Here is a 24589-nt window from a genome sequence, read left to right on the forward strand (position 1 = left end):
GCGCTTGGGCCGTTATGACGGGCAGGACGCGAAGGAGCCCGTAATCATGACCCACATCACACCGCAGCCCGGTATCATGGACATCGCCCTTTACCAGGGCGGGGCTGCCCATGTGAAAGGGGTGAGCAACGCCATCAAGCTTTCCTCGAACGAGAACCCCTATGGCCCCAGCCCGCGCGCCGTGGCAGCGATGCAGGAGGCGGCGGTCAACATGCACCGCTATCCCAGCGCCGACCACGCAAGCCTGCGCCAGGCCATCGGCGAGGTGCACGGGCTGGAGCCGGAGCGGATCATCTGCGGCGCGGGCAGCGACGAGATCATCGCCTTCCTTTGCCAAGCCTATGCCGGCCCCGGGGACGAGGTGCTTTACACCGAGCACGGTTTTGCCATGTACCGGATCAGCGCGCTGGCTGCGGGCGCTACCCCGGTGGAAGTGAAGGAGCACGAGCGCGTCACCGATGTGGACGCGCTGCTGGAGGGCTGCACCGAACGCACCAGACTGGTCTTCATCGCCAACCCGAATAACCCCACCGGCACCATGATCGGCGCGGCCGAGGTGGCGCGGCTGGCCGATGGGCTGCCCGCGGGGGCGCTGCTGGTGCTGGATGGCGCCTATGCCGAATATGTCGAAGGCTTTGACGCCGGCGCCGCGCTGGTGCGGTCGCGCAATAATGTGGTGATGACCCGCACCTTCTCCAAGATCTACGGGCTGGGCGGCGCGCGCATCGGCTGGGGCTATGGCCCGGCCGGGATCATCGGCGTGCTGAACCGGGTGCGCGGGCCGTTCAACGTCTCCTCCACCGCGCTGGCGGGGGCGGAGGCCTCGGTGCGCGATACCGAATACGTCGAACATTGCCGGGCTGAGAACGCCAGGTGGCGCGGCTGGCTGAGCGATGCGCTGGCCTCGCTGGGGGTGCCGTCGGACACTTCTTGCACCAACTTCATCCTGGCGCGTTTTGCCAGCCAAGCGGAGGCCGAGGCCTGCGATGTCTACCTGCAGTCGCAGGGGCTGATCGTGCGCCGGGTGGCGGGATACAATCTGCCCAACGCGCTGCGCATCACCATCGGGGACGAGACCGCCTGCCGCCGGGTGGCGGCGGCGGTGAAGGCGTTCAAATCCGGACAGGACGACGCAGGGAAGGCCAAGGCATGAGCGCTCCGGTCTACAACCGCGTCGCGCTGATTGGCCTGGGGCTGATTGCGTCTTCGATGTTCTGGGCGATGAAGCGCGCAGGGCTCGCGGGAGAGGTCACGGGCTATGCCCGCAGCTTTGAGACCCGCGGCACTGCCCGCCGCATCGGGCTCTGCGACCGCGTCTGCGAGAGCGCGGCCGAGGCCGCGGAGGGCGCCGATCTGGTGGTGCTCTGCGTGCCGGTGGGTGCGATGGGCGCGGTGATGGAGGAGATCGCGCCGGTGCTGAAGCCGGGTGCGACAGTGTCCGACGTCGGTTCGGTCAAGCGGCATGTGATCGACGCGGTGATGCCGCATATCCCGGAAGGCGTGCATTTCGTTCCGGCCCACCCGTTGGCGGGCACCGAGCATTCCGGCCCCGAAGCGGGGTTCGCCGAGCTGTTCGACAACCGCTGGAGCCTGCTGGTCCCGGTCGAGGGCAGCGACCCGGACGCCGTGGCCAAGCTGCGCGCGCTCTGGGAAGGCATGGGCGCGCATGTGGACGAAATGGACGCCGACCACCACGATCTGGTGCTGGCGGTGACCAGCCACGCGCCGCACCTCATTGCCTATACGATGGTGGGCGTGGCCGACGACATGCGGCGGGTGACCGATCAGGAGGTGATCAAGTATTCCGCTGCGGGCTTTCGCGACTTTACCCGGATTGCCGCCTCGGACCCGACGATGTGGCGCGATGTGTTCCTCACCAACAAAGACGCGACACTGGAGATCCTCGGCCGCTTTACCGAGGAGCTGTTTGCCCTGCAGCGCGCCATCCGCACCGGCGACGGCGAGCACCTGCACGATTATTTCACCCGCACCCGCGCGATCCGCCGCGGCATCATCGAAGCGGGCCAGGACACCGCCGCGCCGGACTTCGGCCGGGGCAGCAAGAAGTGAGGCTGCGGGGCGCATGGGGGTTGCTGCTGGCCGCGCTGATCACCGGCCCGGCAGCGGCCCGCGCCCCGGAAACGTCCCTGCTGCCTGAAGCGCGGCCTGCCGCCGCCTGGCCTGCCGGGCCGAAGCCGCGGACCCTGGCGGCGGCTGCCGCCGCGCCTGCCGTGTCGCTGCAGCCGCCTCCGCGGCCGGAGGGGCTGGCCCGGCAGGCCCTGTTCAAGCGGCTGAAGCGGCGCAAGGGGGCGGTCTGCGGCGATACCGCGATCCAGGGCAAACCGGCGGGCGACATTGCCGGCAGCCGGACGGGCTGCGGCATCAAGGATGCAGTGCGGGTGCGCGAGGTGGCGGGGGTGCGGCTGAACCGTGAGGCGCTGATGACCTGCGGCGCGGCCAAGGCGCTGAAAACCTGGGTCAAACGCGAAGTGGCCACCGCCTTTGGCCGCCGCAACAGGGTGGTCTCGATGCGGGTGGCAGCGCATTACGCCTGCCGCACCCGCAACAACCAGCCAGGCGCGAAGATCTCGGAGCACGGGCGCGGGCGGGCCATCGATATCTCCGCCTTCACGCTGGAGGACGGCCAGACCGTCACCGTGCTGGAGGGCTGGCAGAAGCGGCGGACGCGCAAGCGGCTGAAAAAGATCTGGAAAGCGGCCTGCGGCCCGTTCGGCACCGTGCTGGGGCCGGAAGCCGACCGCTATCACCGCGACCATTTTCACCTGGACGTAGCCCCCCGCAGACGGCGGCCCTATTGCCGCTAGGCGAGGACTCCCGCCCCTGAAGGGGCCCTTGCGGCCCCATTGCAGCGTTGGGCCAGGCAGCGCGCTGGCGCGCGCTGCGGGGGGCGGCGGGTGCCGTCGGCGGAGCGCGCGAGCGGCGTCAGCGCAGAACGAGACGCGGCGCCGGGCCCAGCGGCAGCGGCCCCAGCATCGCCATCCCGTCCGAGAAATTGAGGGTGATGTCCAGGGTCTCCCGAGTGCCGCCCGTGCCTGCAAACAGGCTCAGCACCCGCTCCAGAGGCGCGCGTATCGCGGGCGGCAGGCTGCCTGCGCGCTCGGCCATGGCAAGCAACCCGCGCCACTCCTCCGCCTGGAGCGCAAGGCTGCCCTGGGGCAGGCCGGTCTCGTCAATCGTCAAGGTGCCGGTGGCCTTGAGCCGCAGATCGCCCCAGCGCGCATCGGCCAGTTTCAGCGCGATCCGGCGCGGCTGCGGGCGGCGCTGCTCCAGTGCGGCGCGGTCCCAGGCGGCATCGAAGAAGACCTCCATGTCGAGTGCAAGGGTGTCAAACGCCGGGGGCAGGTCCGAGGCCGCGGCCAGCCTGCGCCGCCAGGCCGCGCGGGGGGCAAAATCCTTGGCCTCCGCCGTGATCCGGTAAGTCTCCGGCGCTTCTCCTTGCACCATCTGCGCCTGCAGCGCGCTGCCGCCCAGCACCACGGTGCCGTCCTGGCGGATCTCCCAGCCCGCAGCCTCCAGCGCCATTTCTTCCAGCGTGAGCGCGGTGCCCGGCGCCAGGCGCAGCACGGCGGTGAGACCTTCGGCCGCGATCTCCACGGTCTGATCGAAATAGGACAGCCGCTGCGGCGCGGGCGGAAAGCGCAGGCGCTGGTAGCCGGGCCAGATTGCGGGGCTTTCCAGCTCCAGCCACTCCGCCCGCCAGGCGGCGCCGGTGCCGGGATCGGCGAGGGCCGGGTTCAGCAGCCGGAGTTCATGGCGCAAAGGGTAGCCCGCGGTTTCCATCCCCGTGAGCTCCGCCTGCCAGCCGTGACGCACCCGCTCGGCAAACCAGCCGGTGATACCCTGACGCAGCCCCCAGGCAGCCGCCGCCCAGAAGAAGCTCCACAGAAGAAGGGCGGCAAGCAGCCATTTTGCCAGGCGCATTTCGACACAGCCTCTTTTTTCCGGCGCTGATTTGCTGTTTACAGAGCCGCAAAAGAAAGGGCCAGACAGCATGACCATGTGGGTATTCGGATACGGATCCTTGTTGTGGAACCCGGGCTTTCGGGTGGCGCGCCGCGAGACAGCGGTGCTGCACGGCTATGCGCGCTCCTTCTGCATGAGTTCGATCCATCACCGCGGCACCGCGGAACAGCCCGGCCTGGTGCTGGCGCTGGACGAGACCGAAGGCGCGCATTGCAAGGGATTGGCGCTGGCGGTGGAGCCGGGCCACGAGGAGCAGACGCTGGCAGAATTGCGCGAGCGCGAGCTGATCTCCTCCGCCTATCTGGAGCGCAACCTGGAAGTGGAACTGGCGGATGGCCGCTTTGTTAACGCCGTCACCTATGTGATCGACCCGCACCACGTGCAGTATTGCGGCGGCATGAGCCTGGAGGACCAGGCCCGTATCATCGCCCATGCGGCGGGCGGGCGCGGGCCCAACACCGAATACCTCTATAACACCGCCCAGCACCTGGCCGAGATCGGCCTGCATGACCGCGATCTGGACTGGCTGGCCGCGCGGGTGCGCCAGATCGCCGGATAATGCCTTGGCGCATTTGACACTTTGCCTATAGGCTGCCTTCCTAAAAGAGCAGTCATCCGTCAGGAGCCCGAGAATATGGCGCAGCCAGTCCGCAAGGTGCGGCCGCAGTTTTCCCAGCCGGTGCGGCAGATCATCATGATGCTGATTGCATTGGGCCTGTCGGGCTTTGGTGCCTTTGTCGCGCTGCCGCGGGTGCTGCCGGTGTTCGAGGCGAACCCCTGGCTCAACGGTTTCATCGTCTTTGTCTTCGTGATCGGGGTGCTGGCCTGTTTCTGGCAGGTGGTGCAGCTGATCGGCTCGGTGCGCTGGATCGAGCGCTTTGCCGCGGGCGAGGGGATGGAGGACCGCCGCGTCCCCTCGATGCTGGCGCCGCTCGCGTCGCTGCTTGGGTCGCGCGGGGCGCGGATGCAGCTGGGCTCCGCCTCCACCCGCTCGATCCTGGATTCGGTAGCCAGCCGCATCGACGAAGACCGCGAGATCACCCGCTATATCGTCAACCTGCTGATCTTTCTGGGGCTTCTGGGCACCTTCTATGGCCTGGCGACCACGGTGCCGGCGGTGGTCGACACCATCCGCAGCCTGGCGCCGCAGGAGGGTGAGGAGGGGCTCTCGGTCTTCAACCGCTTGATGACCGGCCTTGAGGCGCAGCTGGGCGGCATGGGCGTGGCCTTTGCGTCCTCGCTGCTGGGGCTTGCGGGTTCGCTGATCGTCGGCCTCCTGGAGCTGTTTGCGGGCCACGGCCAGAACCGCTTCTACCGTGAGCTGGAGGAATGGCTCTCCTCGATCACCCGCGTCAGCTTCTCTTCGGGCGAGGATGGCGCCAGCGACAGCGGTGTGGTTTCGCAGGTGCTCGACACGATGGCCGAGCAGATGGACGCGCTGCAGGCGATGTTTGCCGAAACCTCCGAGGGCCGCGCCGCGGTGGACCGCCGGCTGACCGAACTGGTGGAGACCATCGGCGAGATGAACCGCCGCCAGGAGCAGACCGGCACGATTACCGCGGCGCTGGACCGGGTGGCGGTTGGGCAGGAGGCGCTGACCGAGCTGATGCGGGCGCATGGCGAGCAGGGCGGCATCGACGCCGAAAGCCGGATGCGGCTGCGCTCGATCGACGTGCAGATGCTGCGCATCCTGGAAGAAATCTCTGCCGGACGGCAGGAAAGCCTGGCCGAGCTGCGCAAGGATATCGACCTTTTGGTCAAAGCCTTTGCCCATCCGCGCGGGCTGGGGCGCACAGGCGCGCGCGATGCGGGCTCCCGCCGCGGCATGGACGCGGGGGAATAAGCCATGGCCCTGTCGCGGCGCACCGGTCAGCGGTTCCAGGCCTCGATCTGGCCGGGCTTCGTGGACGCGATGACCGGGCTGCTTCTGGTGCTGATGTTCGTGCTGACCATCTTCATGGTAGTGCAATTCGTGCTGCGCGAGACGATCACGGGCCAGGAAAGCGAGCTCGACACCCTCTCGGCCGAAGTCAGCGCCCTAGCCCGTGCGCTAGGGTTGGAAGAGAGGGAAAACAGCCAGCTGCAGGCCCGGCTGGGCGCGCTGAGCGCGACGCTGAACACCGCGCAGTCGGACCTCGAGCAGGCCCGCAGCCGGATCGCCGGGCTCACCGCCGAGCGCGACGCGCAAGCGGCGGAGCGGGAGGCCGCGGAAAGCCAAATCACCCGTTTCGAGGCCGAGGTCGCGGCGCTGATCGCCAGCCGCGATGCGGCGCGGGAGCAGATCGCGGGGCTCACGGCTGAGCGCGAGACGCTTGAGGCCGCGCAGGCCGAATTGATGAGTGAACAGGAAGCGCTGAACCTTGCTCTCGCCCAGGCCCGCAGCGAGGTTGACGCCCAGGCCGAGGCCGCCCGCCTCGCCGCCGCCCGCCGCGAGGCGCTAGAGGCGCTGGTGGCGGATCTGGAAGCCGAAGGCGACGCGCGCGCAGGCGAGATCGCGAGCCTCGAAGAGCAGCTTAGCGCCGAGGAAACCGCCCGCCTCGCCGAGGCCGCCGCGGCGGAGGCCCTGCGCGAGAAGCTTGAGAACGCCGATGCTGAATTGACCGCGATGACACTGGCGCTGGAAGCGCAGCGGCAGGAGGCCGAGGATACGCTGACATTGCTTGCCGCAGCAGAGGCTGCAAAAAAGCAGCTGGATGCGCGCTTAAACGAATTGGAAGCCGCGCGTGCGGGCTCCGACGCTAAGGCGGATGAGCTGACCGCAGAGCTGGCCCAGACCCGCGCGGAACTCGCCGCCGCGGAGGCCGCGGCCGAAGCGGGTGCGGGTGAACTGGACGTGCTGCGCCAGCGCCTGTCCGCGGCGCTGGGGGCTCAGGAAGATGCCGAGGCCGCCGCCGCTCAGCAGCACAGCCGGGCCGAGGAGCGCGCCGCGCTCCTGGCCAGGGCGCGCGAGACGCTGGCGCAGGAAAAGGCCCTGTCGGAGGGCGCCCGGCGCGAGACCGCGCTGCTCAATCAGCAGGTGGCGGCGCTCCGGGATCAGCTGGGCGGTCTGCAGGCCATTCTGGACGATTTTGAGGAACGCGACTCCGCCCAGCAGGTGCAATTGCAAAACCTGGGGCAGGATCTGAACGCGGCGCTGGCCCGGGCGGCCTCGGAAGAGCGCAAGCGGCGCCTTCTGGAGGAACAAGAGCGCAAGCGGCTGGAGGCGGAAGCCGAGCGGCTGGCGGGCCGGGCGCAGGATCTGGAACGCTACCGCTCGGAATTCTTCGGGCGCCTGCGCGATCTGCTAGGCAACCAGGAAGGCGTGCGCATCCAGGGCGACCGGTTTGTCTTTGCCTCCGAGGTACTGTTTGCGCCGGGCAGCGCCACGCTTTCTGCAGCGGGTCGGCAGGAGATCGCCAAGGTGGCGCGCATCCTGCAAAGCGTGACCGCGGCGATCCCGCCGGAGATCGACTGGGTGATCCGGGTCGACGGCCATACCGACGACCGGCCTCTGGTCGCGCATCTCAAGTTCGCCGACAATTGGGAGCTGAGCCAGGGCCGGGCCCTGTCAGTGGTGCGCTATATGGTGGAGGAGCTTGGCGTGCCGCCGGGGCGGCTCTCGGCCAATGGCTTTGGTGAGTTCCAGCCAGTGAACCCGGCCGACACGCCGGAAGCGCGCGCGCAGAACCGGCGGATCGAGCTGAAATTTACCGAAAAATAGCCTGCCAAGGCGGGCCGGGCCGGTACGTTCGCCACCGATCGAGCGGCCCGACAGCGGCCGGAGCCCTCCCGTCCGGCGCCGGACTGCCTTCGCGGGTATTCGCGCCCGTTGGGTCGCGGCGCCGCCGGGGCGACGCCTCCGCCGGCTGCGGCACCATGATCCGGCCAGGGTACTGTTACCAGGCTGCCGCGCGGGCGCTATTGCGTGGCGTCCGGCAGCGTCATGACCTGCGAGTACCGGTCGACTTCGCGGCCCGCCCGCAGCAAGACCGCGGTGCCGGTATAGCTGCCGGCAGTGAGGCCGCTGCCGCGCAACCGGCGGCCAGCGGCGCGGAAGAACTGCGCCTGCGCCCTGCCGAGGGTTGCGCGCTGCTCCACCAGCGCGCCATCGGGGCCTGTGACGGTGATTTCCAGCACATCGCCGGCCTGGCCGCCGAATGCATAGGCCCAGAACACCAGGGCTGGCACATCGGGGGGCAGAGGGGCCTCATCGGCCTGGCCCGCCTTTATGGCATCGTACTCTGGAATGCCGGTGGCAAAGCCCGCGCCAAGAAGCCCGCCGGGCTGGTAGGCGGGCGGCGCGGCCCAGAGGGTTGCACCCGCTGCCGCGCCGCAGCTGTCCAGCGTGTCCGGCGCGAAGGGATCGACCACCGCGCCGTCCTTGCGCACCGAGAGATGCAGATGCGGAAACTGCGTCTTGCCGGAGAGTCCCACTTCGCCCAGCACGGTGCCGGCCTTCACACGCGTGCCTTTCCCCACCCTGATCGAGCCGCGCTTCATGTGACAGTATTGTGTCTCCCAGCCGCCTTGGTGGCGCAGTACCACGCCATTGCCGCATTCGCGGCCCTCGTAGCTCTCCGCGTTAGCCTTGGTGGCGTAGCGGTCCGGCATTGCGTCGCGGGTGCCCGCGACCACGCCATCGGCGGCGGCACGCACCGCGGCGCCCGCCTGCATGTCCGTGAGGTAGGGAAGGGCGATATCGGTGCCCTTGTGGCCGTCGTAGCTGAGGCTGCCGCAGCGGAAGTCCCGCGCGCCCGGGCCCGGGTCGTGATCGACGAACTGCTGGATGTGGCAACTGTCGCCCAGGGAGCAGTCAAGCGGAAACTGGAGACGAAAATCGCCCGCCGCGGCGGGCGCGGCGAGCGTTAATAGCGCGAGGAGCGCGGCGGGGCGCATCAATCGGCGGTCAGCAGCGGCGGCTTGTTGCCCGAGATCTGCGGGCTGCCCGGCCCTTCGAGCCGCAACTCCAGCTTGCCGTCCTTGATGCCGACCTTGACGAGACCGCCCTTGGTGAGCTTGCCGAAGAGAAGCTCCTCCGCCAGCGGTTTCTTGATGTGCTCCTGGATGACCCGGCCCAGGGGACGCGCACCCATCTTGTCGTCGTAGCCCTTGTCGGCCAGCCATTCGGCGGCCTTGCGGGTGAGCTCGATCGAGACGTTGCGGTCCATCAGCTGCGCTTCGAGCTGCAGGACGAACTTCTCAACCACCTGCAGGATCACCTCTTTCGGCAGCGGCGCGAAGGAGATAACCGCGTCCAGCCGGTTGCGGAACTCGGGCGTGAAAGTGCGCTCGATCGCGGCAGTGTCCTCGCCCTCGCGGCGGTCGCGGCCGAAGCCGATGGCGGCCTTCGCCATGTCGGAGGCACCCGCGTTGGACGTCATGATCAGGATCACGTTGCGGAAGTTGACGGTGCGGCCGTTGTGATCGGTCAGCTGGCCGTTGTCCATCACCTGCAGAAGGATGTTGTAGACATCGGGGTGCGCCTTCTCGATCTCATCGAGCAGCAGCACGCAGTGCGGATGCTGGTCGACGCCATCGGTCAGGAGGCCGCCCTGGTCAAAGCCGACATAACCCGGCGGTGCGCCGATCAGGCGGGACACCGCGTGTTTCTCCATGTACTCCGACATGTCGAAGCGCAGGAGCTCCACCCCAAGCTGGTCGGCCAGTTGCTTCGCGACCTCGGTCTTGCCGACGCCGGTGGGACCCGCAAAGAGGTAGTTGCCAATCGGCTTTTCCGGCTCGCGCAGCCCGGCACGGGCCAGTTTGATTGCGCTCGACAGGGCGGTGATGGCATCGTCCTGGCCGAAGACTACGCGTTTCAGCGATTTTTCCAGATCCTTCAGCACCTCGGCATCGTCCTTGGAGACGCTTTTCGGCGGGATACGGGCGATCTTCGCCACAACGGCCTCGATCTCCTTGACGCCGATGGTTTTGCGGCGTTTGCTTTCGATGATCAGGTGCTGGGCGGCGCCGGCCTCGTCGATCACGTCGATGGCCTTGTCCGGCAGCTTGCGGTCGTTGATGTAACGCGCCGACAGCTCCACCGCGGTCTTGATCGCATCGCCGGTGAACTTGATGCCGTGGTGCTCCTCGAAATAGGGCTTGAGGCCCTTCAGGATCTCGATGGAATCCTCCACCGAAGGCTCGTTGACGTCGATCTTCTGGAACCGGCGGGAGAGGGCACGGTCCTTCTCGAAGTGCTGGCGGAATTCCTTGTAGGTCGTGGAGCCCATGGTGCGAAGCTTGCCGCCCTGCAGCGCAGGCTTCAGCAGGTTGGAGGCATCCATCGCGCCGCCCGAGGTGGCGCCGGCGCCGATCACGGTATGGATCTCATCGATGAAAAGAACCGCGTCGGGGTGGTCCTCCAGTTCGGAGACGACGGCCTTCAGGCGCTCCTCGAAGTCGCCGCGGTAACGGGTGCCTGCCAGCAGCGCGCCCATGTCGAGCGAGTAGATCGTGGTCTCGGAAAGCACTGCCGGCACCTCGCCCTGGACGATCTTGCGGGCCAGGCCCTCGGCGATGGCGGTCTTGCCGACGCCGGGGTCGCCCACCAGGAGCGGGTTGTTCTTGCGGCGGCGGCACAGCACCTGGATGCAGCGCTCCACCTCAGGCTCGCGGCCGATCAGCGGGTCGATTTCGCCTTCGCGGGACTTGGCGTTGAGATCGACGCAGTATTTTGCCAGCGCGCTTTCCTTCTTGTCGCCCTCCGTGGTGGCGGCTGAGACGGTCTCCTCCTCCGTCTCCTGGGCGCCGGACACCGGCCGCGCCTCGCCAAAGGCCGGGTCCTTGGCGACGCCATGGGCGATGAAGTTCACCGCATCATAGCGCGTCATCTCCTGGTCCTGCAGGAAATAGGCGGCGTCGCTTTCGCGCTCGGCAAAGATCGCGACCAGCACGTTGGCGCCCGTCACCTCGGTTCGGCCGGAGCTTTGCACATGGATCGCGGCGCGCTGGATCACCCGCTGGAAAGCGGCGGTCGGCACGGCTTCGGAGCCGTCGATGTCGGTCACCAGGTTGGAGAGATCCTCATCAACGAATTCCACCAGGGACGCGCGCAGTTCGGACAGGTCGACGCTGCAGGCACGCATTACGCGGGCGGCGTCGGGCTCCTCGATCAGGGCCAGGAGCAGGTGCTCAAGGGTTGCGAATTCGTGACGGCGTTCATTCGCCAGCGCCAGCGCTGCGTGAATGGCCTGTTCCAGGGTGCTCGAGAATGAAGGCACGGGCGTGCTCCTCTGATCTTGGGTTGGCCGGGCGCGGAGGGGTCAACCAACCCCGCTCTTCAACCATCTGTCTATATGGTTAGAGTTTGGTTGATAGCGCGCCGGCTTCAAGGGCTTTTCTTCATTTTCAGGTCACAATTATTTTTGGCGCTGCGGGCGCGCCGGCTGCGGCCGCGCCCGCAGCCGGGTCAGAAATTGTCCTTTCGCTTGCGGATCTCGGCAAAAACCGCCCCGTCCTCAGCGCCTTCCATCCGCAACTGCGCCTTGAGCGCGCGGTCCCCGGCGCGCAGGAAGGGGTTGGTGTCGAGCTCCACTTGCAGCTTGGAGGGCACGGTCGGGCGGCCTTCTGCGCGAGCCGCGTCAATGTCTTCGGCGCGTGCTTTCAGGGCCGCATTGCCGGGGTCGACGGTGAGGGCAAAGCGGGCGTTGGATTGGGTGTATTCATGGCCCGAGCAGACGATGGTTTCAGCCGGCAGCGCGGCCAGCCGCGACAGGCTCCGCCACATCTGTTCCGGCGTGCCCTCGAACAGCCGCCCGCAGCCGAGCGCCATTAGGCTGTCGGCGGTGAAGACCGCGCCCGCGCCGGGGATGTAGAAGGCGATATGGCCGACGGTGTGGCCGGAGACATCCATCACCCGCACCTCCTCGCCGAACAGATCGAAGCTTTCTCCATCGCTGAGCTGCTTGTCGAGGGGCGGCAGCCGGGCGGCGTCAGCGGCGGCGCCTGCGACCTTGGCGCCATAGCTCTCTGCCAGTTCGGCGGTGCCGTCGACGTGGTCCCAGTGGTGGTGGGTGAGCAAAATCCAGTCAAGCCCCCAGCCGCGGCGCTGAAGCTCGGCCTTGATGGCGGCAGCCTCGGGCGCGTCGACCAGCGCGGTGCGGCCGCCCTCCGCATCGTGGATCAGGTAGGCGTAATTGTCGGACAGGCAGGGCAGGGTGACGATCTCAAGGGGCATGGTCATTCGCCTTATCATTGCTAAACTGCCGCCAGATTGGCCGAAGCAGCAGGCGCCCGCAATGCATCTGGACGTTCAGGATTTGAGGAACTTCTATTACCGCAGCACGCTGGGCCGGGCCGCGCAGGCGTCGATCCGCGGCCGCCTGCAAGAGCTCTGGCCCGCGGCCGAGGGGCAGACGGTGGCGGGGTTCGGTTTTGCTGCGCCCCTGCTCAGGCCCTATCTGGCCGATGCGCGCCGGGTGCTGGCGCTGATGCCGGGGCCGCAGGGGGTGATGCAATGGCCCGCGGGGATGCCCAACGTCTCGGTGCTCTGCGAGGAGACCGACTGGCCGCTGGATACCGGCCGGGTCGACCGGCTGGTGCTGCTGCACGGGCTGGAGACCTCCGAGCGGCCCTCGCGCCTGCTGGAGGAATGCTGGCGGGTGCTGGGGCCTGGCGGGCGCGCCATCTTCATCGTGCCGAACCGGGCGGGCTTCTGGGCGCGCTCGGACCTCACGCCTTTCGGCTACGGCCGCCCCTACACCCTGCGTCAGCTGGAGGGCCAGCTGCGCCAGCACCAGTTCGCGATCGAGCAGCACACCGCCGCACTCTACCGACTGCCCAGCCACCGCCGCTTCTGGCTGAAGTCCGGCCCTCTGTTCGAGCGCATGGGCCGCAAGCTGCCCGCGATGCTGGCAGGCGGCGTGTTCATGGTCGAGGTGAGCAAGCAGACCTACCCGCAGCGCGGACACATGACGCGGCGCAAGACACCGGCCCGGATCCGCGTGCTGGAGGGGCTCTCCAACCCGCTGCCGGAACCCGCTTGACCGGGCCGGCTTGCGCAAGCCGGAACCAAGGGCCGGAACCCGGGATTGCACGCTGGCCGACGGCTTCGCGTCGCAGACCGGGTGCCCGGGGGCGCCGGTCCGGGCGACGGGCGGCCGGGCCTCAGGTGAGGTCGATCGTGATCTGCGGTGCGAGCGTCAGATTGGCAGCCAGCACCGGCAGATTGGTCACATTATCCCATTCCGAAACACCGCCCCATCACGCGTCAGATATACCCAGCCGCGATGCCCCGGGTACACGTCCGCAAGCGGCACGATGCCACGGTCCCGCCAATCGGATTTGGAGTTCTGCAGCGGATCCTGCTCCTAATACTCCACCCCCACCGGCACGCAGACAAGCGTCAGCTCATGGTTTTCACCGCCGGAACAGCATCCGTCGCCGGGGCTGGCACGGGTGTATCCAGTAGACAGGCTGTACCGCGCCTTCGGTCCCTTCCGGGAAGTCCAGCAGCAGCCCGTCGTCTTCATCCATGGTGAACGTGCCGCGAACGGTTCCGAATTCAAGCAGTTCGTCAGCGGCACCGGGTGTATACACAAGCCGTACCGTATCGGGGTTGTCCCGCTTCCCGCGGTGCTTTCCTTCGTCGTTGTCGTCATTGCCGCCGACTACGGCCGCCGCAACGGCGACCCCGCGGCTTCTATCACTAGGGCGGCCAACATGAAAAATCTCCTTGAGTGAAAATGATGCCAGAACAATCGTCGTAATTGCGGGCAGAACCTGGCGTTTCCAGCGCACTTTCCGTCCAGCCCTTGCCGTGCTGCAGGCTGCAGGCGCGGAGGCAGGGCAAGGGCAGGGCTGGATCCGGGTGCTGGAGGGGCTCTCCGGCCCGCTGCCGGAACCGGCCTGAAGCGGGTCGGCCCGGAGTCACCCGGATGCGTGCTTGGGCGTCTATATCGTATATATAAGGAGTGGCCCGCTGCCCGCGGCAGGCCGCCGGCGGCGCAAATGTGACAGGTTCGGCGGCCAAAGCGGCATTCTGGAATCGCCAAATCGCCGCCTTGCCGCCGGGTTTTTAATTTTCCGACTATGGCCAAACAGCCGCACTTTGCTTAACGCCCTGAAATCGTTCGGAACAAGCTTTCTCCCGGAACCGTTATAGACAGTTGATAGGTCGGATTTGCTCTGCTAGACCCACGCTGATTTCAACGCCCCGCCAAATCGGGGGCTGTCACACGCCCCCGGACGCTGCCTGTCACCAGGTGTGCGCACCGGGGCCATAATAATATCGGAAGGGTGGACGTGTCCGAACCAGCTTCGATTTCTGCAGGCATTGCTGCGCGCTATGCCACTGCGGTGTACGGCATCGCGGAAGAGAACAAGGCGCTCGACAGCCTTGAAACCAGCATCAATGACCTGGCAGCCGCGCTGGCTGACAGCGAAGACCTCCGCAGCCTGATCGCCTCGCCCCTCGTGTCGCGAGAGGAGCAGCGTGCCGCGATCACCGCCGTGGCTGAGAAGATGGGCCTGGATTCCGTGCTGCGCAACACCCTGGCGCTGATGGCGGACAAACGCCGCCTGTTCGTGCTGCCCGCACTGATCGAGGCGCTGCGCGCCCGCCTGGCCGAGGCCCGCGGCGAAGTCACCGCCGAGGTGACCTCTGCCAAGGCGCTGACCAAGACCCAGAGCGAGAAGCTGGCCAAGACCCTGGCCGAACGCGTGGGCAAGAAGGTCACCATCAATGCAACCGTCGATGAAAGCATCATTGGCGGTCTCGTCGTTAAAGTGGGCTCGAAGATGATCGACAGCTCGATCCGCTCCAAGCTCAACTCCCTACAGAACGCAATGAAAGAGGTCGGATAAATGGGTATCCAAGCAGCAGAGATTTCTGCGATCCTGAAAGACCAGATCAAGAACTTTGGTCAAGAAGCCGAGGTGGCAGAAATCGGCCGCGTGCTGTCCGTTGGGGACGGCATTGCCCGCGTCTATGGCCTCGACAATGTGCAGGCCGGCGAGATGGTCGAATTCCCGGGCGGCATCATGGGCATGGCGCTGAACCTGGAAAACGACAACGTTGGTGTGGTTATCTTCGGCTCCGACCGCGACATTAAAGAAGGCGACATCGTCAAGCGCACCAACTCGATCGTGGACGTGCCCGCAGGCCCCGAGCTGCTGGGCCGCGTGGTCGATGGCCTCGGCAACCCGCTGGATGGCAAGGGCCCGATCAACGCTTCCCAGCGTCTGGTCGCCGACGTCAAGGCGCCCGGCATCATCCCGCGTAAATCGGTGCATGAGCCGATGGCAACCGGCCTGAAGTCGGTCGATGCGATGATCCCGATCGGCCGCGGCCAGCGCGAGCTGATCATTGGCGACCGCCAGACCGGCAAGACCGCCGTGGCGCTCGACACCATTCTGAACCAGAAGTCCTACAACGACGCCGCTGGCGACGACGAGTCCAAGAAGCTGTACTGCGTCTACGTCGCGATCGGCCAGAAGCGCTCCACCGTGGCGCAGCTGGTGAAGAAGCTGGAAGAAACCGGCGCGATGGAATACTCCATCGTGGTTGCGGCCACCGCTTCCGACCCGGCCCCGCTGCAGTTCCTGGCGCCCTACGCCGCAACCGCGATGGCCGAATACTTCCGCGACAGCGGCAAGCACGCGCTGATTGTCTATGATGACCTCTCCAAGCAGGCCGTGGCCTACCGCCAGATGTCGCTGCTGCTGCGCCGTCCGCCGGGGCGTGAAGCATACCCGGGCGACGTGTTCTACCTGCACTCCCGCCTGCTGGAGCGTTCGGCCAAGCTGAACGAGGAGTTCGGCGCCGGCTCGCTGACCGCGCTGCCGGTGATCGAAACCCAGGGCGGCGACGTGTCGGCGTTTATCCCGACCAACGTGATCTCGATCACCGACGGCCAGATCTTCCTGGAAACCGAACTGTTCTACCAGGGCATCCGCCCGGCCGTGAACACCGGCCTGTCGGTGTCGCGCGTCGGCTCCTCGGCCCAGACCAACGCGATGAAGACCGTTGCCGGTCCTGTGAAACTGTCGCTGGCCCAGTACCGCGAAATGGCGGCCTTTGCCCAGTTCGGCTCCGACCTCGACGCCGCCACCCAGCAGCTGCTGAACCGCGGTGCGCGCCTGACCGAGCTGATGAAGCAGCCGCAGTACTCGCCGCTGACCAACGCCGAAATCGTTTGCGTCATCTTTGCGGGCACCAACGGCTACCTCGACAAGATCGACATGAAGGACGTCGGCCGCTGGGAAGCGGGCCTGCTGACGCATCTGCGCGGCAAGGGCAAGGAAACCTTGGACTGGATCACCAACGAAGATCCCAAGATCAAGGGCGACGCCGCTGCAAAACTCAAGGCTGCGATCGACGAATACGCCGCCACCTTCGCATAAGGAGAGAGTCGGGACATGCCTTCTCTCAAGGACCTTAAAAACCGGATCGAGTCGGTCAAATCGACCCGCAAGATCACCAAAGCCATGCAAATGGTGGCCGCGGCGAAACTTCGCCGCGCCCAGGAAGCTGCCGAGGATTCCCGGCCCTATGCCAAGCGGTTCAACGCCGTGATGGCGGGGCTGGCGGCCTCGGTCGGCGGCAGCGACACCGCGCCGAAGCTGCTCCGCGGCACCGGCAGCGACCAGGTTCACCTCCTGGTCGTGATGACCGCCGAGCGCGGCCTCTGCGGCGGCTTCAACTCGAACATCGCCAAGCTGGCGCGCCAGAAGGCGCAAGAGCTGAAGGCCGCGGGCAAGACGGTGAAGATCCTCACCGTCGGCAAGAAGGGCCGCGACGCCCTGAAGCGCGACCTGGGCGGTGATTTCGCCGGCCATGTGGACCTGAGCGAAGTGAAGCGGATCGGCTATGTCGACGCGCAGAAGATCGCCAGAGACGTGCTGACCCGGTTCGACGCGGGCGAGTTCGACGTTGCCACGATCTTCTTCTCGGAGTTCGTCAACGTGGTGACACAGATCCCGACCGCACAGCAGATCATTCCGGCCTCCTACGACGCGGGCGAGGTGGAAGCCGCTTCCGCGGTCTACGAGTACGAGCCGAGCGAAGAGCGCATCCTCGCGGACCTCTTGCCGCGCGGCGTGTCGACCCAGATCTTCGCTGCCCTGCTGGAAAACGGCGCCTCCGAACAAGGCGCACGGATGAGCGCGATGGACAACGCCACCCGCAACGCGGGCGAGATGATCGACAAGCTGACCATCCAGTACAACCGCTCCCGCCAGGCCGTGATCACCAACGAGCTGATTGAAATCATTTCGGGCGCCGAGGCGCTCTAAGAGAAACCCGGAGACCAACTAATGGCACAAGCAAAAGGCAAGGTGACCCAGATCATCGGCGCCGTTGTGGACGTCCAGTTCGACGACCACCTGCCCGCAATTCTGAACGCGCTGAACACCGACAACCACGGCAAAACGCTGGTTCTGGAAGTGTCCCAGCACCTCGGCGAAAACACCGTCCGCTGCATCGCAATGGACGCAACCGAAGGCCTGGTGCGCGGTCAGCAAGTGACCGACACCGGCGCGCCGATCTCGATCCCGGTCGGCAACGCCACCCTGGGCCGCATCCTGAACGTCGTGGGCGAGCCCGTCGACGAGCAGGGCCCGGTCAACGCCGACGAAACCCGCCCGATCCACGCATCCGCGCCCGAGTTCGCGGAGCAGTCGACCGAGTCGGAAATCCTGGTGACCGGCATCAAGGTGATTGACCTGCTGGCGCCTTACTCCAAAGGCGGCAAGATCGGCCTGTTCGGCGGCGCCGGCGTCGGCAAGACCGTTCTGATCATGGAACTGATCAACAACATCGCAAAGGTGCACTCGGGCTTCTCCGTGTTTGCCGGTGTGGGCGAGCGGACCCGTGAAGGGAACGACCTCTACCACGAGATGATCGAATCCAACGTGATCAAGCCGGACAACCTGCCGGAGTCGCAGGTGGCGCTGGTCTACGGCCAGATGAACGAGCCTCCGGGCGCGCGTGCCCGCGTGGCGCTGACCGGCCTGACCCTGGCGGAACAGTTCCGCGACCAGTCCGGCACCGATGTTCTGTTCTTCGTGGACAACATCTTCCGCTTCACTCAGGCGGGTTCGGAAGTGTCGGCTCTGCTCGGCCGTATCCCCTCCGCTGTGGGCTACCAGCCGACCCTGGCGACCGACATGGGTGCGATGCAGGAGCGCATTACCTCCACCAAGAACGGCTCGATCACCTCGATCCAGGCGGTCTACGTTCCCGCGGACGACCTTACCGACCCGGCACCGGCAACCACCTTTGCCCACCTGGACGCGACCACCGTTCTCAACCGTGCGATCTCCGAGCTGGGCATCTACCCGGCCGTGGACCCGCTCGACTCCACCTCGCGGCTGATGGACCCGGCGATCGTGGGCGAGGAGCACTACAAGGTGGCCTCCGACGTCCAGCAGATCCTCCAGCGCTACAAGTCGCTGCAGGACATCATCGCCATCCTTGGCATGGACGAACTGTCGGAAGAGGACAAGCTGACCGTGGCGCGCGCCCGTAAGATCCAGCGCTTCCTGTCCCAGCCGTTCGACGTGGCGAAAGTGTTCACTGGCTCCGACGGTGTGCAGGTGCCGCTGGAAGACACCATCTCTTCCTTCAAGGCGGTTGTGGCCGGCGAATACGACCACCTCCCCGAAGGCGCCTTCTACATGGTCGGCGGCATCGACGAGGTGAAAGCCAAAGCCGAGAAGATGGCAGCGGAAGCCGCCTAAGCACGGATTTTCCTCCGCGCCGCTTGCGGTGCGGGGGATCCCCGAAAGGAGGCCCCAATGGCACAAACGATGCAATTCGACCTCGTGAGCCCTGAGCGGAGCCTTGCTTCGCAGCAGGTAACCGCGGTCCTGATCCCCGGCTCCGAGGGTGACATGACGGCGATGCCCATGCACGCGCCGACCATCACCACCCTGCGCCCCGGCGTCCTGAAGGTCGAAAGCCCCGAAGGCACTGCGGAGTATCTGGTCACCGGCGGCTTTGCCGAAATCGCAGGCGACAGCCTCTCCGTCCTGGCCGAGCGCGCGATTCCGATGAGCGAAATGACCCGCGATCAGATGGATGCGCTGATCGAGGAAGCCCGCGAGATGTACAAGACCGCGAAAGAGGAAGACCAGCCGCACGGCCTGGTCGAGGACGCGGCCAAGCTGCTCGCCGATATGGAAGCCCTGGGCACCCACATGGCGATCTGATCCGGTCCCTGGATCCGCGAAATGGAAGCCGGCGCCCTTGGTTGGGGGCCGGTTTTTTTGTGGCCCGGCGGCATCGTCTTGCGGTTGCTTGTGCGGCGCCGCGCCCTGCCTCTGGTGTTCCGCCCGGCTTCGGCTAGCTTGGGGCAAACGGGCAGGCCAAGGGAAAGACGATGAAGCGGCTGCGCAATCCCCGCACCGGCATTGATCAGGGCGACACGGAAGTGTTCTCGGAATTCGAACAGGGCGGCAGCATGTGGACTGGCCAGGGCCCGCGCGAGCGGCGCAAGGACGTGCGGTTCTCCCAAACCTTCGCCAGCCCGCCCGCAGTGCACTTGTCGCCGTCGCTTTGGGACATGGACTCCTCTGCGCCGATCCGGGGCGAACTGGTCGCCGCCAATATCACGTGCGAGGGCTTTGAAGTTGTCTTTCGCACCTGGTCGGACAGCCGCGCCGCCCGCTTGCGCGCGAGCTGGCTGGCCATCGGCGATCTGCCGTTCGCCGACGACTGGCAGGTGGACTGAGGCGGCGGTCAGCCTGCGGGAAAGCGCAGCTGCAAGCAGCAGCCTTCTGGCGTCAGCCGGGTGCTGATTTCACCGCGGAGTTGAGCCGCCGCAGCTTCCATCAGGCTGCTGCCCAGGCTGGTCGCCGCTCCGGAAACATCCGCGCAAGCTGCGCCGCCGCCGATGCCGTCGTCGCGGCATTCCAGCACCACGGACCGGTCTTCGAGCCCGACCGTCACCGTGACCTGGCCCGGGCGGCCGTCCGGGAAAGCATGTTTGACGGAATTGGCCGCGAATTCGCTCACGATCATCGCCAGAGCCGTGGCGCTGTGGGACGAGACCAGTATCTCGTCCGCGTTGCATTTGAGGCGGACATGCGGCGGCAGGGTGTCGCGCAGCACTTCGGTGATCCGCTCCAGGTAGGAACGGGTGCAGATCTTGCCGCCCAGCGGCGCGTCCTGCAATTCCCGGTGCAGCGCGCTGATCGAGCCGAGCCGGCGGCTGACCGCGTCCAGTGCCTCGCGCGCGGTTTCCTCCTTCAGGTTGCGGCTGTGCAGCCGCACCATCGAGGCCAGGGTCTGCAGCGAGTTTTTGACCCGGTGATCGGCTTCGGCGCGCAGCACTTCGACGTTTTTCAGCGCCATGCGCAATTCCAGCTGATGCATGACCTGGCGCGCCAGGACCTGGATCGTGCTGCGCTGCAGGGCCGTCAGCTTGCGCGGCTTGTAGTCGAGCACGCAGAGCGTGCCCAGCGGCAACCCGTCCGCCGCCAGAAGCCGCGCCCCGGCGTAGAACCGCAGCCCGGGATCGCCAAGGCACAGCGGGTTGTCGGCCATCCTCGGGTCCTGCAGGGTATCCTCGATTTCGGTGAAATCCTGGCCGAGGATCACATGCGCGCAGATCGAAGTGTCGATCGGGGTGCTGCGGGCGTTCAGTCCGACTTCGGCCTTGAACCACTGCCGGTCCTGGTCGATCAGGTTGATCACCGAGATCGGCGCATCGCAAATCTGTGCAGTCAGTTCCACAATTTCGTCGAAGCTGCGTTCGCGCGGTGTATCGAGGATGTCGTAGCTGTAAAGCGTCTGCAGCCGGTCGGCTTGGGCGGGATGGTGTTCAGCGCGCATGGGGGGTCCTTCAACTTTCTGCCCGCGCGCCTTGCCGGAGGAGCTGCGAAGCATCAGCGTACTATGGGGGGCAGGCGCCGCGTGGTCCAGCCGAAACCGCAGGACAAGGGACATTACCCCGGGTTCCGCCGCAAGGGCGAGCGTGTCGCGGGCGCGGATGGGGTGCGCAAGAAAATGCCCTGCGCAGGCAACACCGTATGCGGGGCTTCGGGTGTTCCGGCGGGGCGGATGCTCAGCCGCCGTTGGAATAGAGGCTTTCATAGATAGGGATCAGCGTTTTGTCCTCGAACAGCGAGGACACCGAGGTGCCGTGCCAGATGTTCAGGATCGCCTGGGTGAACAGCGGTGCGGTCGGCAGGATGCGGATGTTGGGGGCGCCCTTCACCGCTTCGGTCGGCTGGATCGAGTCGGTCAGAACCAGCGATTTCATCACCGAGTTGGTGACCCGCTCCACTGCCGGGCCGCTCATCACGCCGTGGGTGATATAGGCGTGCACCTCGCGCGCGCCGTTGTCGAGCAGCACCTGGGCGGCCTTGCACAGCGTGCCGGCGGTGTCGCACATGTCGTCGATGATCAGGCAGATCTTGTCCTTCACGTCGCCGATCACGGTCATTTCAGCCACTTCACCGGCTTTCTCGCGGCGCTTGTCGACGATCGAAAGCGGCGCGTTGATGCGCTTGGCCAGCTCGCGCGCGCGGGCAACGCCGCCGACGTCCGGAGAGACCACCATCAGGTCGCCCATGCTGTCCTTGAACTGGTTGCGCACATCCAGCGCGAAGATCGGCGAGGCATAGAGGTTGTCGACGGGAATGTCGAAGAAGCCCTGGATCTGGGCGGCGTGCAGGTCCATCGTCAGCACCCGCTCGATGCCGGCGCCGGTCAGCATGTTAGCCACCAGCTTGGCGGAAATCGGAGTGCGCGCCTTGGTGCGGCGGTCCTGGCGGGCATAGCCGAAATAGGGGATCACCGCAGTGATCCGCTGGGCCGAAGACCGGCGCAGCGCGTCGGAGATGATCAAGAGCTCCATCAGGTTGTCATTGGCCGGGTTCGAGGTCGGCTGAATCACGAACATGTCCTCGCCGCGGACGTTCTCGTAGACCTCGACAAAGATCTCGCCGTCGTTGAAGCGCTCGACGCGTGCGTCCACCAGCCCCTGGTCGACGCCGCGGTGCATGCTCATGCGGCGTGCGATGGATTGGGCAAGCGGAAGGTTTGCGTTCCCAGCAATAAGCTTGGGTTCGTTCAAGGTCGGCATTGGCTGATATCCCCAGGCAGCAATGGCTATGTGACAGATTCGTGATATTGAACCCCGCTTAACACGCACATAACTTCGCGCAAAGTTCAAAGCGGGAGATACAACTTATGGCAGGCGTTGACTATTATTTCTCAACCCTTTCACCCTTTACCTACCTGGCCGGGACCCGGCTGGAGGAGATCGCCGCAAGCCGGGGCGCAACGGTCACCTACAAGCCGCTCGACATCATGGCGCTGTTTGCCCGCACCGGCGGCACCGCTCCGAAGGACCGGCACCCTGCGCGCCAGGAATACCGGCTGATCGAGATGGAGCGCCAGGCGGCCAAGCAGGGCCTGCCGATGAATCTCAAGCCCGCGCATTGGCCCGCAAATCCGGCGCCTGCGTCTTATGCGGTGATCGCGGCGCAGAACGCGGGCGGCGGGGACATGGGAACGCTGGTTCATGGCCTGCTGCGGGCCTGCTGGGCGGAGGAGAAGAACATCGCAGAGGACAGTGTGATCCGGAAGTGCCTGCAAAGCGCCGGTTTCGACCCCGCGCTGGCTGACAGCGGCCTCCTGACCGGCGCGGAGACCTATGCGCAAAACCTCGAGGACGCGGTGGCGGCCGGGGTGTTCGGGGCACCCTTCTACATCACGTCCGACGGGGCGAAGTTCTGGGGCCAGGACCGGCTGGCGGATCTCGACGCGCATCTGGCTGGGCAGGCGGCGTGAGCGGCGCGGAGGTCTATCACCGCAGCTTTGGCACCGGGCCGCGGCAGGTGCTCGCGGTGCACTGCTCGCTTGCCCATTCCGGCGCCTGGCGCGGGCTGGCGGCGGAGATGGACGCGGAGATCACCCTCACCGGTTTCGACCTGTTGAGCCACGGCCGCAGCCCGGACTGGGACGGCGGGGGAAATTACCAGTCCCTGAATGTCGCGGCCGGGCTGGAGCTCCTGCGCGAGCCGGTGGACCTGCTTGGTCATTCCTTTGGCGCGACTGTGGCGCTGAGGATGGCGGCGGCGCGGCCGGAGCTGGTGAAGAGCCTCACCCTGATCGAGCCTGTGCTCTTTGCCGTGGCCCGCGTCGACCAGCCCGAAATGCTGGCGGCGATGGAGGAGGAAAGCGGCCCTATCGATGCGGCCTGGGAAGCGGGTGACGTGGAGCTGGCGACGCGGCTGTTCAATCGCATGTGGGGCCCGGGCGAGCCGCGATGGCCGTATCTGCCGGAGCAGCTGCGCGCCGCGATGATGCGGGCGATGCCGGTGATCCCGGCGAGCTACCGCACGCTTTATCATGACGACACGGGCACATTGGAACCGGAAACGCTGGCGCGGGTCACGATGCCTGCGCTGGTGGTGGCGGGTGATGTCTCCCCGAAGGTGATGCCGGAAATCGCGCGGGGGCTTGCCCGGCGTCTGCCCGAGGCGCGGGCCGAAATCGTCGCGGGCGCGGGGCATATGCTGCCGGTGACGCATCCGGGGGAAGGGGCCAGGCTGCTGCGGGAGCTCTGGGGGCAGGGCTGAGCGGGCCGCCGTGATTTGCCGGTCCGCGGGGGAGCGACGGCGATGTGCGCCGGTCTGCGGCCTTCCTCTGCGCTGGGAAGCAGCCGGAAAGGGGCCGCCAAACCAGCTTTTGGCGCGGCACGGTCTCCGGGAAGAACGAACCGCCCCGGCTTGCCCGGAGAGCAAAATTCTCAAAGGATAGCTTTCCCCGGACAAGAAGAAGCACACGGCGATCCCGTACCCGGCGGACTTCCGCGAGCGGGCGGTGGCGATGGTGATAGGCCATCTTGATGGCTGCCGCAGCTTGACGGCGGCGGGGCGCGGCATCGCCGGCAAGCTCGGCTGCCCGCCGGACAGTTTGCGGGTCTGGTCCACGCAAGCGCGGCGCGGCGCGGGCAAGGAAGCGGGGCCGGCGAGCGCAGAGAGGGCCCGCATCAAGGCGCCCGAACGCGAGAGCCGGGAGCTGCGGAGGGCGACAAGGTCCACCGCGCCTTCCGTGCCGGCCGGTCAACCCAGCTCCAGGCGTCCGATTTCACCTCTGTGCCGGCCTGGCCGGGCACCGTCTGCGTGGCCGCTTGCCGCCGGGCTTGAATCAATGCCGCCTTCAACGGCTCGCTCCCTGGCGTCTTCGCGTGAAGGACCGTGGACTGGCGCGTGTCCAGCCTGATGACGGCCCGGTTCCGGCCCGATGCTCCCGAGCAAGCTCTGTGGCAAAGAAAGTCTCCTGGAAACAAAAGCCTGATCCATCATTCGGGCCGCGGGCCGCAATCGTTGCCCACCAGGCACACGGAGCGTTTGGCCGAGGCAGACCCATCAGCCGGGACGGCCGAAGTCATCAAGCAGCCCGGGCCATGGAAAACGATGCAGGACGCCGAATGGGAAACCATGAACCGGGCCGATTGGGACACTCAGGACCGGCTGCTGGGCTCAATCGGCGACATGCCGCCAGCCGAGGCCGAAAGGCGATACCTTGAACAGATCGAAGCAATGGACAAGGCTGCGTAACGCGTGGAACGAAATGCTCTCCGGGCAAGCCGCGGCGGTTCAGAAAGGCTCCTGCAGGACACGCGGGCGCTCCAACAAAAAAGACCGGCGCCCGGCGCCGGTCTTTCTC

23 protein-coding genes are annotated in these 24589 nt (G+C 66.5%); 16 read left to right on the forward strand and 7 right to left on the reverse strand.

Going from position 1 to position 24589, the window contains the following annotated elements:
* Positions 1-46 precede the first annotated feature (46 nt).
* Genes hisC through ACOHX0_RS09060 form a run of 3 tightly spaced genes read left to right on the forward strand, consistent with a single transcriptional unit; the run spans position 47 to position 2825 of the window.
* The gene (hisC, locus tag ACOHX0_RS09050) at positions 47-1153 is read left to right on the forward strand and encodes a histidinol-phosphate transaminase (RefSeq protein ID WP_420676352.1); all 1107 of its coding nucleotides are present in this window, start codon (positions 47-49) and stop codon (positions 1151-1153) included.
* Positions 1150-2070: a prephenate/arogenate dehydrogenase family protein gene (locus ACOHX0_RS09055; RefSeq protein WP_420676353.1), complete on the forward strand. Its 921-nt coding sequence runs from the start codon at positions 1150-1152 to the stop codon at positions 2068-2070. The genes hisC and ACOHX0_RS09055 overlap by 4 nt, the downstream gene beginning before the upstream one ends.
* Before the next feature lie 2 nt (positions 2071-2072).
* On the forward strand, positions 2073-2825 hold the full coding sequence (locus ACOHX0_RS09060) for an extensin-like domain-containing protein (protein WP_420676464.1): 753 nt from the start codon (positions 2073-2075) through the stop codon (positions 2823-2825).
* A 118-nt stretch (positions 2826-2943) separates the two neighbouring features.
* Here the strand turns inward: ACOHX0_RS09060 and ACOHX0_RS09065 are convergent, their stop codons facing one another.
* Positions 2944-3942 (reverse strand): DUF2125 domain-containing protein, encoded by a 999-nt coding sequence (locus tag ACOHX0_RS09065; RefSeq protein ID WP_420676354.1) that lies wholly within the window; start codon positions 3940-3942, stop codon positions 2944-2946.
* 70 nt (positions 3943-4012) lie between these two features.
* Here ACOHX0_RS09065 and ACOHX0_RS09070 point away from each other — a divergent pair, with 70 nt between their 5' ends.
* The 3 genes from ACOHX0_RS09070 (at position 4013) to ACOHX0_RS09080 (ending at position 7684) form a co-directional block, all read left to right on the forward strand.
* Positions 4013-4543: a gamma-glutamylcyclotransferase gene (locus tag ACOHX0_RS09070; protein ID WP_420676355.1), complete on the forward strand. Its 531-nt coding sequence runs from the start codon at positions 4013-4015 to the stop codon at positions 4541-4543.
* Between the two features lie 75 nt (positions 4544-4618).
* On the forward strand, positions 4619-5827 hold the full coding sequence (locus ACOHX0_RS09075; RefSeq protein ID WP_420676356.1) for a biopolymer transporter ExbB: 1209 nt from the start codon (positions 4619-4621) through the stop codon (positions 5825-5827).
* 3 nt (positions 5828-5830) lie between these two features.
* Positions 5831-7684: a peptidoglycan -binding protein gene (locus tag ACOHX0_RS09080; protein WP_420676357.1), complete on the forward strand. Its 1854-nt coding sequence runs from the start codon at positions 5831-5833 to the stop codon at positions 7682-7684.
* Between the two features lie 197 nt (positions 7685-7881).
* Here the strand turns inward: ACOHX0_RS09080 and ACOHX0_RS09085 are convergent, their stop codons facing one another.
* The 3 genes from ACOHX0_RS09085 to gloB all read right to left on the reverse strand — a co-directional run bounded on the left by ACOHX0_RS09085 (position 7882) and on the right by gloB (position 12148).
* Positions 7882-8859 carry a M23 family metallopeptidase gene (locus tag ACOHX0_RS09085; RefSeq protein WP_420676465.1) on the reverse strand — a complete coding sequence of 326 codons (978 nt, stop codon included), beginning with the start codon at positions 8857-8859 and terminating at the stop codon, positions 7882-7884.
* Complete coding sequence (gene clpA / locus ACOHX0_RS09090) at positions 8859-11186, reverse strand: ATP-dependent Clp protease ATP-binding subunit ClpA (protein WP_420676358.1); 2328 nt, start codon at positions 11184-11186, stop codon at positions 8859-8861. Before clpA ends, ACOHX0_RS09085 begins: the two co-directional genes overlap by 1 nt.
* 188 nt (positions 11187-11374) lie before the next feature.
* Positions 11375-12148 carry a hydroxyacylglutathione hydrolase gene (gene gloB, locus ACOHX0_RS09095; RefSeq protein ID WP_420676359.1) on the reverse strand — a complete coding sequence of 258 codons (774 nt, stop codon included), beginning with the start codon at positions 12146-12148 and terminating at the stop codon, positions 11375-11377.
* A gap of 55 nt (positions 12149-12203) precedes the next feature.
* Between gloB and ACOHX0_RS09100 the strand changes: the two genes are divergently transcribed.
* Positions 12204-12950, forward strand: a complete 747-nt coding sequence (locus ACOHX0_RS09100; protein ID WP_420676360.1) for a class I SAM-dependent methyltransferase — start codon at positions 12204-12206, stop codon at positions 12948-12950.
* Positions 12951-13323: 373 nt separating this feature from the next.
* Here ACOHX0_RS09100 and ACOHX0_RS09105 read toward each other — a convergent pair whose 3' ends face one another.
* Positions 13324-13704, reverse strand: a complete 381-nt coding sequence (locus tag ACOHX0_RS09105) for a hypothetical protein (RefSeq protein ID WP_420676361.1) — start codon at positions 13702-13704, stop codon at positions 13324-13326.
* A gap of 504 nt (positions 13705-14208) precedes the next feature.
* On the opposite strand from ACOHX0_RS09105, the gene ACOHX0_RS09110 reads away from it, so the two are divergent.
* The 6 genes from ACOHX0_RS09110 (at position 14209) to ACOHX0_RS09135 (ending at position 19637) form a co-directional block, all read left to right on the forward strand.
* Positions 14209-14769: a F0F1 ATP synthase subunit delta gene (locus ACOHX0_RS09110; RefSeq protein WP_420676362.1), complete on the forward strand. Its 561-nt coding sequence runs from the start codon at positions 14209-14211 to the stop codon at positions 14767-14769.
* Positions 14770-16308, forward strand: coding sequence for a F0F1 ATP synthase subunit alpha (gene atpA / locus ACOHX0_RS09115; protein WP_420676363.1), 1539 nt, complete (start codon positions 14770-14772; stop codon positions 16306-16308).
* A gap of 15 nt (positions 16309-16323) precedes the next feature.
* Positions 16324-17199 carry a F0F1 ATP synthase subunit gamma gene (locus ACOHX0_RS09120; RefSeq protein WP_420676364.1) on the forward strand — a complete coding sequence of 292 codons (876 nt, stop codon included), beginning with the start codon at positions 16324-16326 and terminating at the stop codon, positions 17197-17199.
* A gap of 21 nt (positions 17200-17220) precedes the next feature.
* Complete coding sequence (gene atpD / locus ACOHX0_RS09125; protein WP_420676365.1) at positions 17221-18645, forward strand: F0F1 ATP synthase subunit beta; 1425 nt, start codon at positions 17221-17223, stop codon at positions 18643-18645.
* 57 nt (positions 18646-18702) lie between these two features.
* On the forward strand, positions 18703-19116 hold the full coding sequence (locus ACOHX0_RS09130) for a F0F1 ATP synthase subunit epsilon (RefSeq protein WP_420676366.1): 414 nt from the start codon (positions 18703-18705) through the stop codon (positions 19114-19116).
* Between the two features lie 170 nt (positions 19117-19286).
* Positions 19287-19637, forward strand: coding sequence for an H-type lectin domain-containing protein (locus tag ACOHX0_RS09135; RefSeq protein ID WP_420676367.1), 351 nt, complete (start codon positions 19287-19289; stop codon positions 19635-19637).
* 8 nt (positions 19638-19645) lie between these two features.
* Here ACOHX0_RS09135 and ACOHX0_RS09140 read toward each other — a convergent pair whose 3' ends face one another.
* Positions 19646-20740, reverse strand: a complete 1095-nt coding sequence (locus ACOHX0_RS09140; RefSeq protein WP_420676368.1) for a sensor histidine kinase — start codon at positions 20738-20740, stop codon at positions 19646-19648.
* Positions 20741-20972: 232 nt separating this feature from the next.
* Positions 20973-21995, reverse strand: a complete 1023-nt coding sequence (locus ACOHX0_RS09145; RefSeq protein ID WP_420666040.1) for a ribose-phosphate pyrophosphokinase — start codon at positions 21993-21995, stop codon at positions 20973-20975.
* Positions 21996-22102: 107 nt separating this feature from the next.
* On the opposite strand from ACOHX0_RS09145, the gene ACOHX0_RS09150 reads away from it, so the two are divergent.
* The 3 genes from ACOHX0_RS09150 (at position 22103) to ACOHX0_RS09160 (ending at position 24480) form a co-directional block, all read left to right on the forward strand.
* Entirely contained in the window at positions 22103-22705 is a 603-nt protein-coding gene (locus ACOHX0_RS09150; protein WP_420676369.1) for a 2-hydroxychromene-2-carboxylate isomerase, read from the forward strand.
* Positions 22702-23496, forward strand: coding sequence for an alpha/beta fold hydrolase (locus ACOHX0_RS09155; RefSeq protein ID WP_420676370.1), 795 nt, complete (start codon positions 22702-22704; stop codon positions 23494-23496). The genes ACOHX0_RS09150 and ACOHX0_RS09155 overlap by 4 nt, the downstream gene beginning before the upstream one ends.
* Before the next feature lie 633 nt (positions 23497-24129).
* The gene (locus tag ACOHX0_RS09160) at positions 24130-24480 is read left to right on the forward strand and encodes a hypothetical protein (RefSeq protein WP_420676371.1); all 351 of its coding nucleotides are present in this window, start codon (positions 24130-24132) and stop codon (positions 24478-24480) included.
* The last annotated feature ends 109 nt before the right edge of the window (positions 24481-24589 follow it).

It is taken from the genome of Cribrihabitans pelagius, from assembly GCF_048820915.1.
In the GTDB taxonomy this organism is placed as follows: domain Bacteria; phylum Pseudomonadota; class Alphaproteobacteria; order Rhodobacterales; family Rhodobacteraceae; genus Cribrihabitans_A; species Cribrihabitans_A pelagius.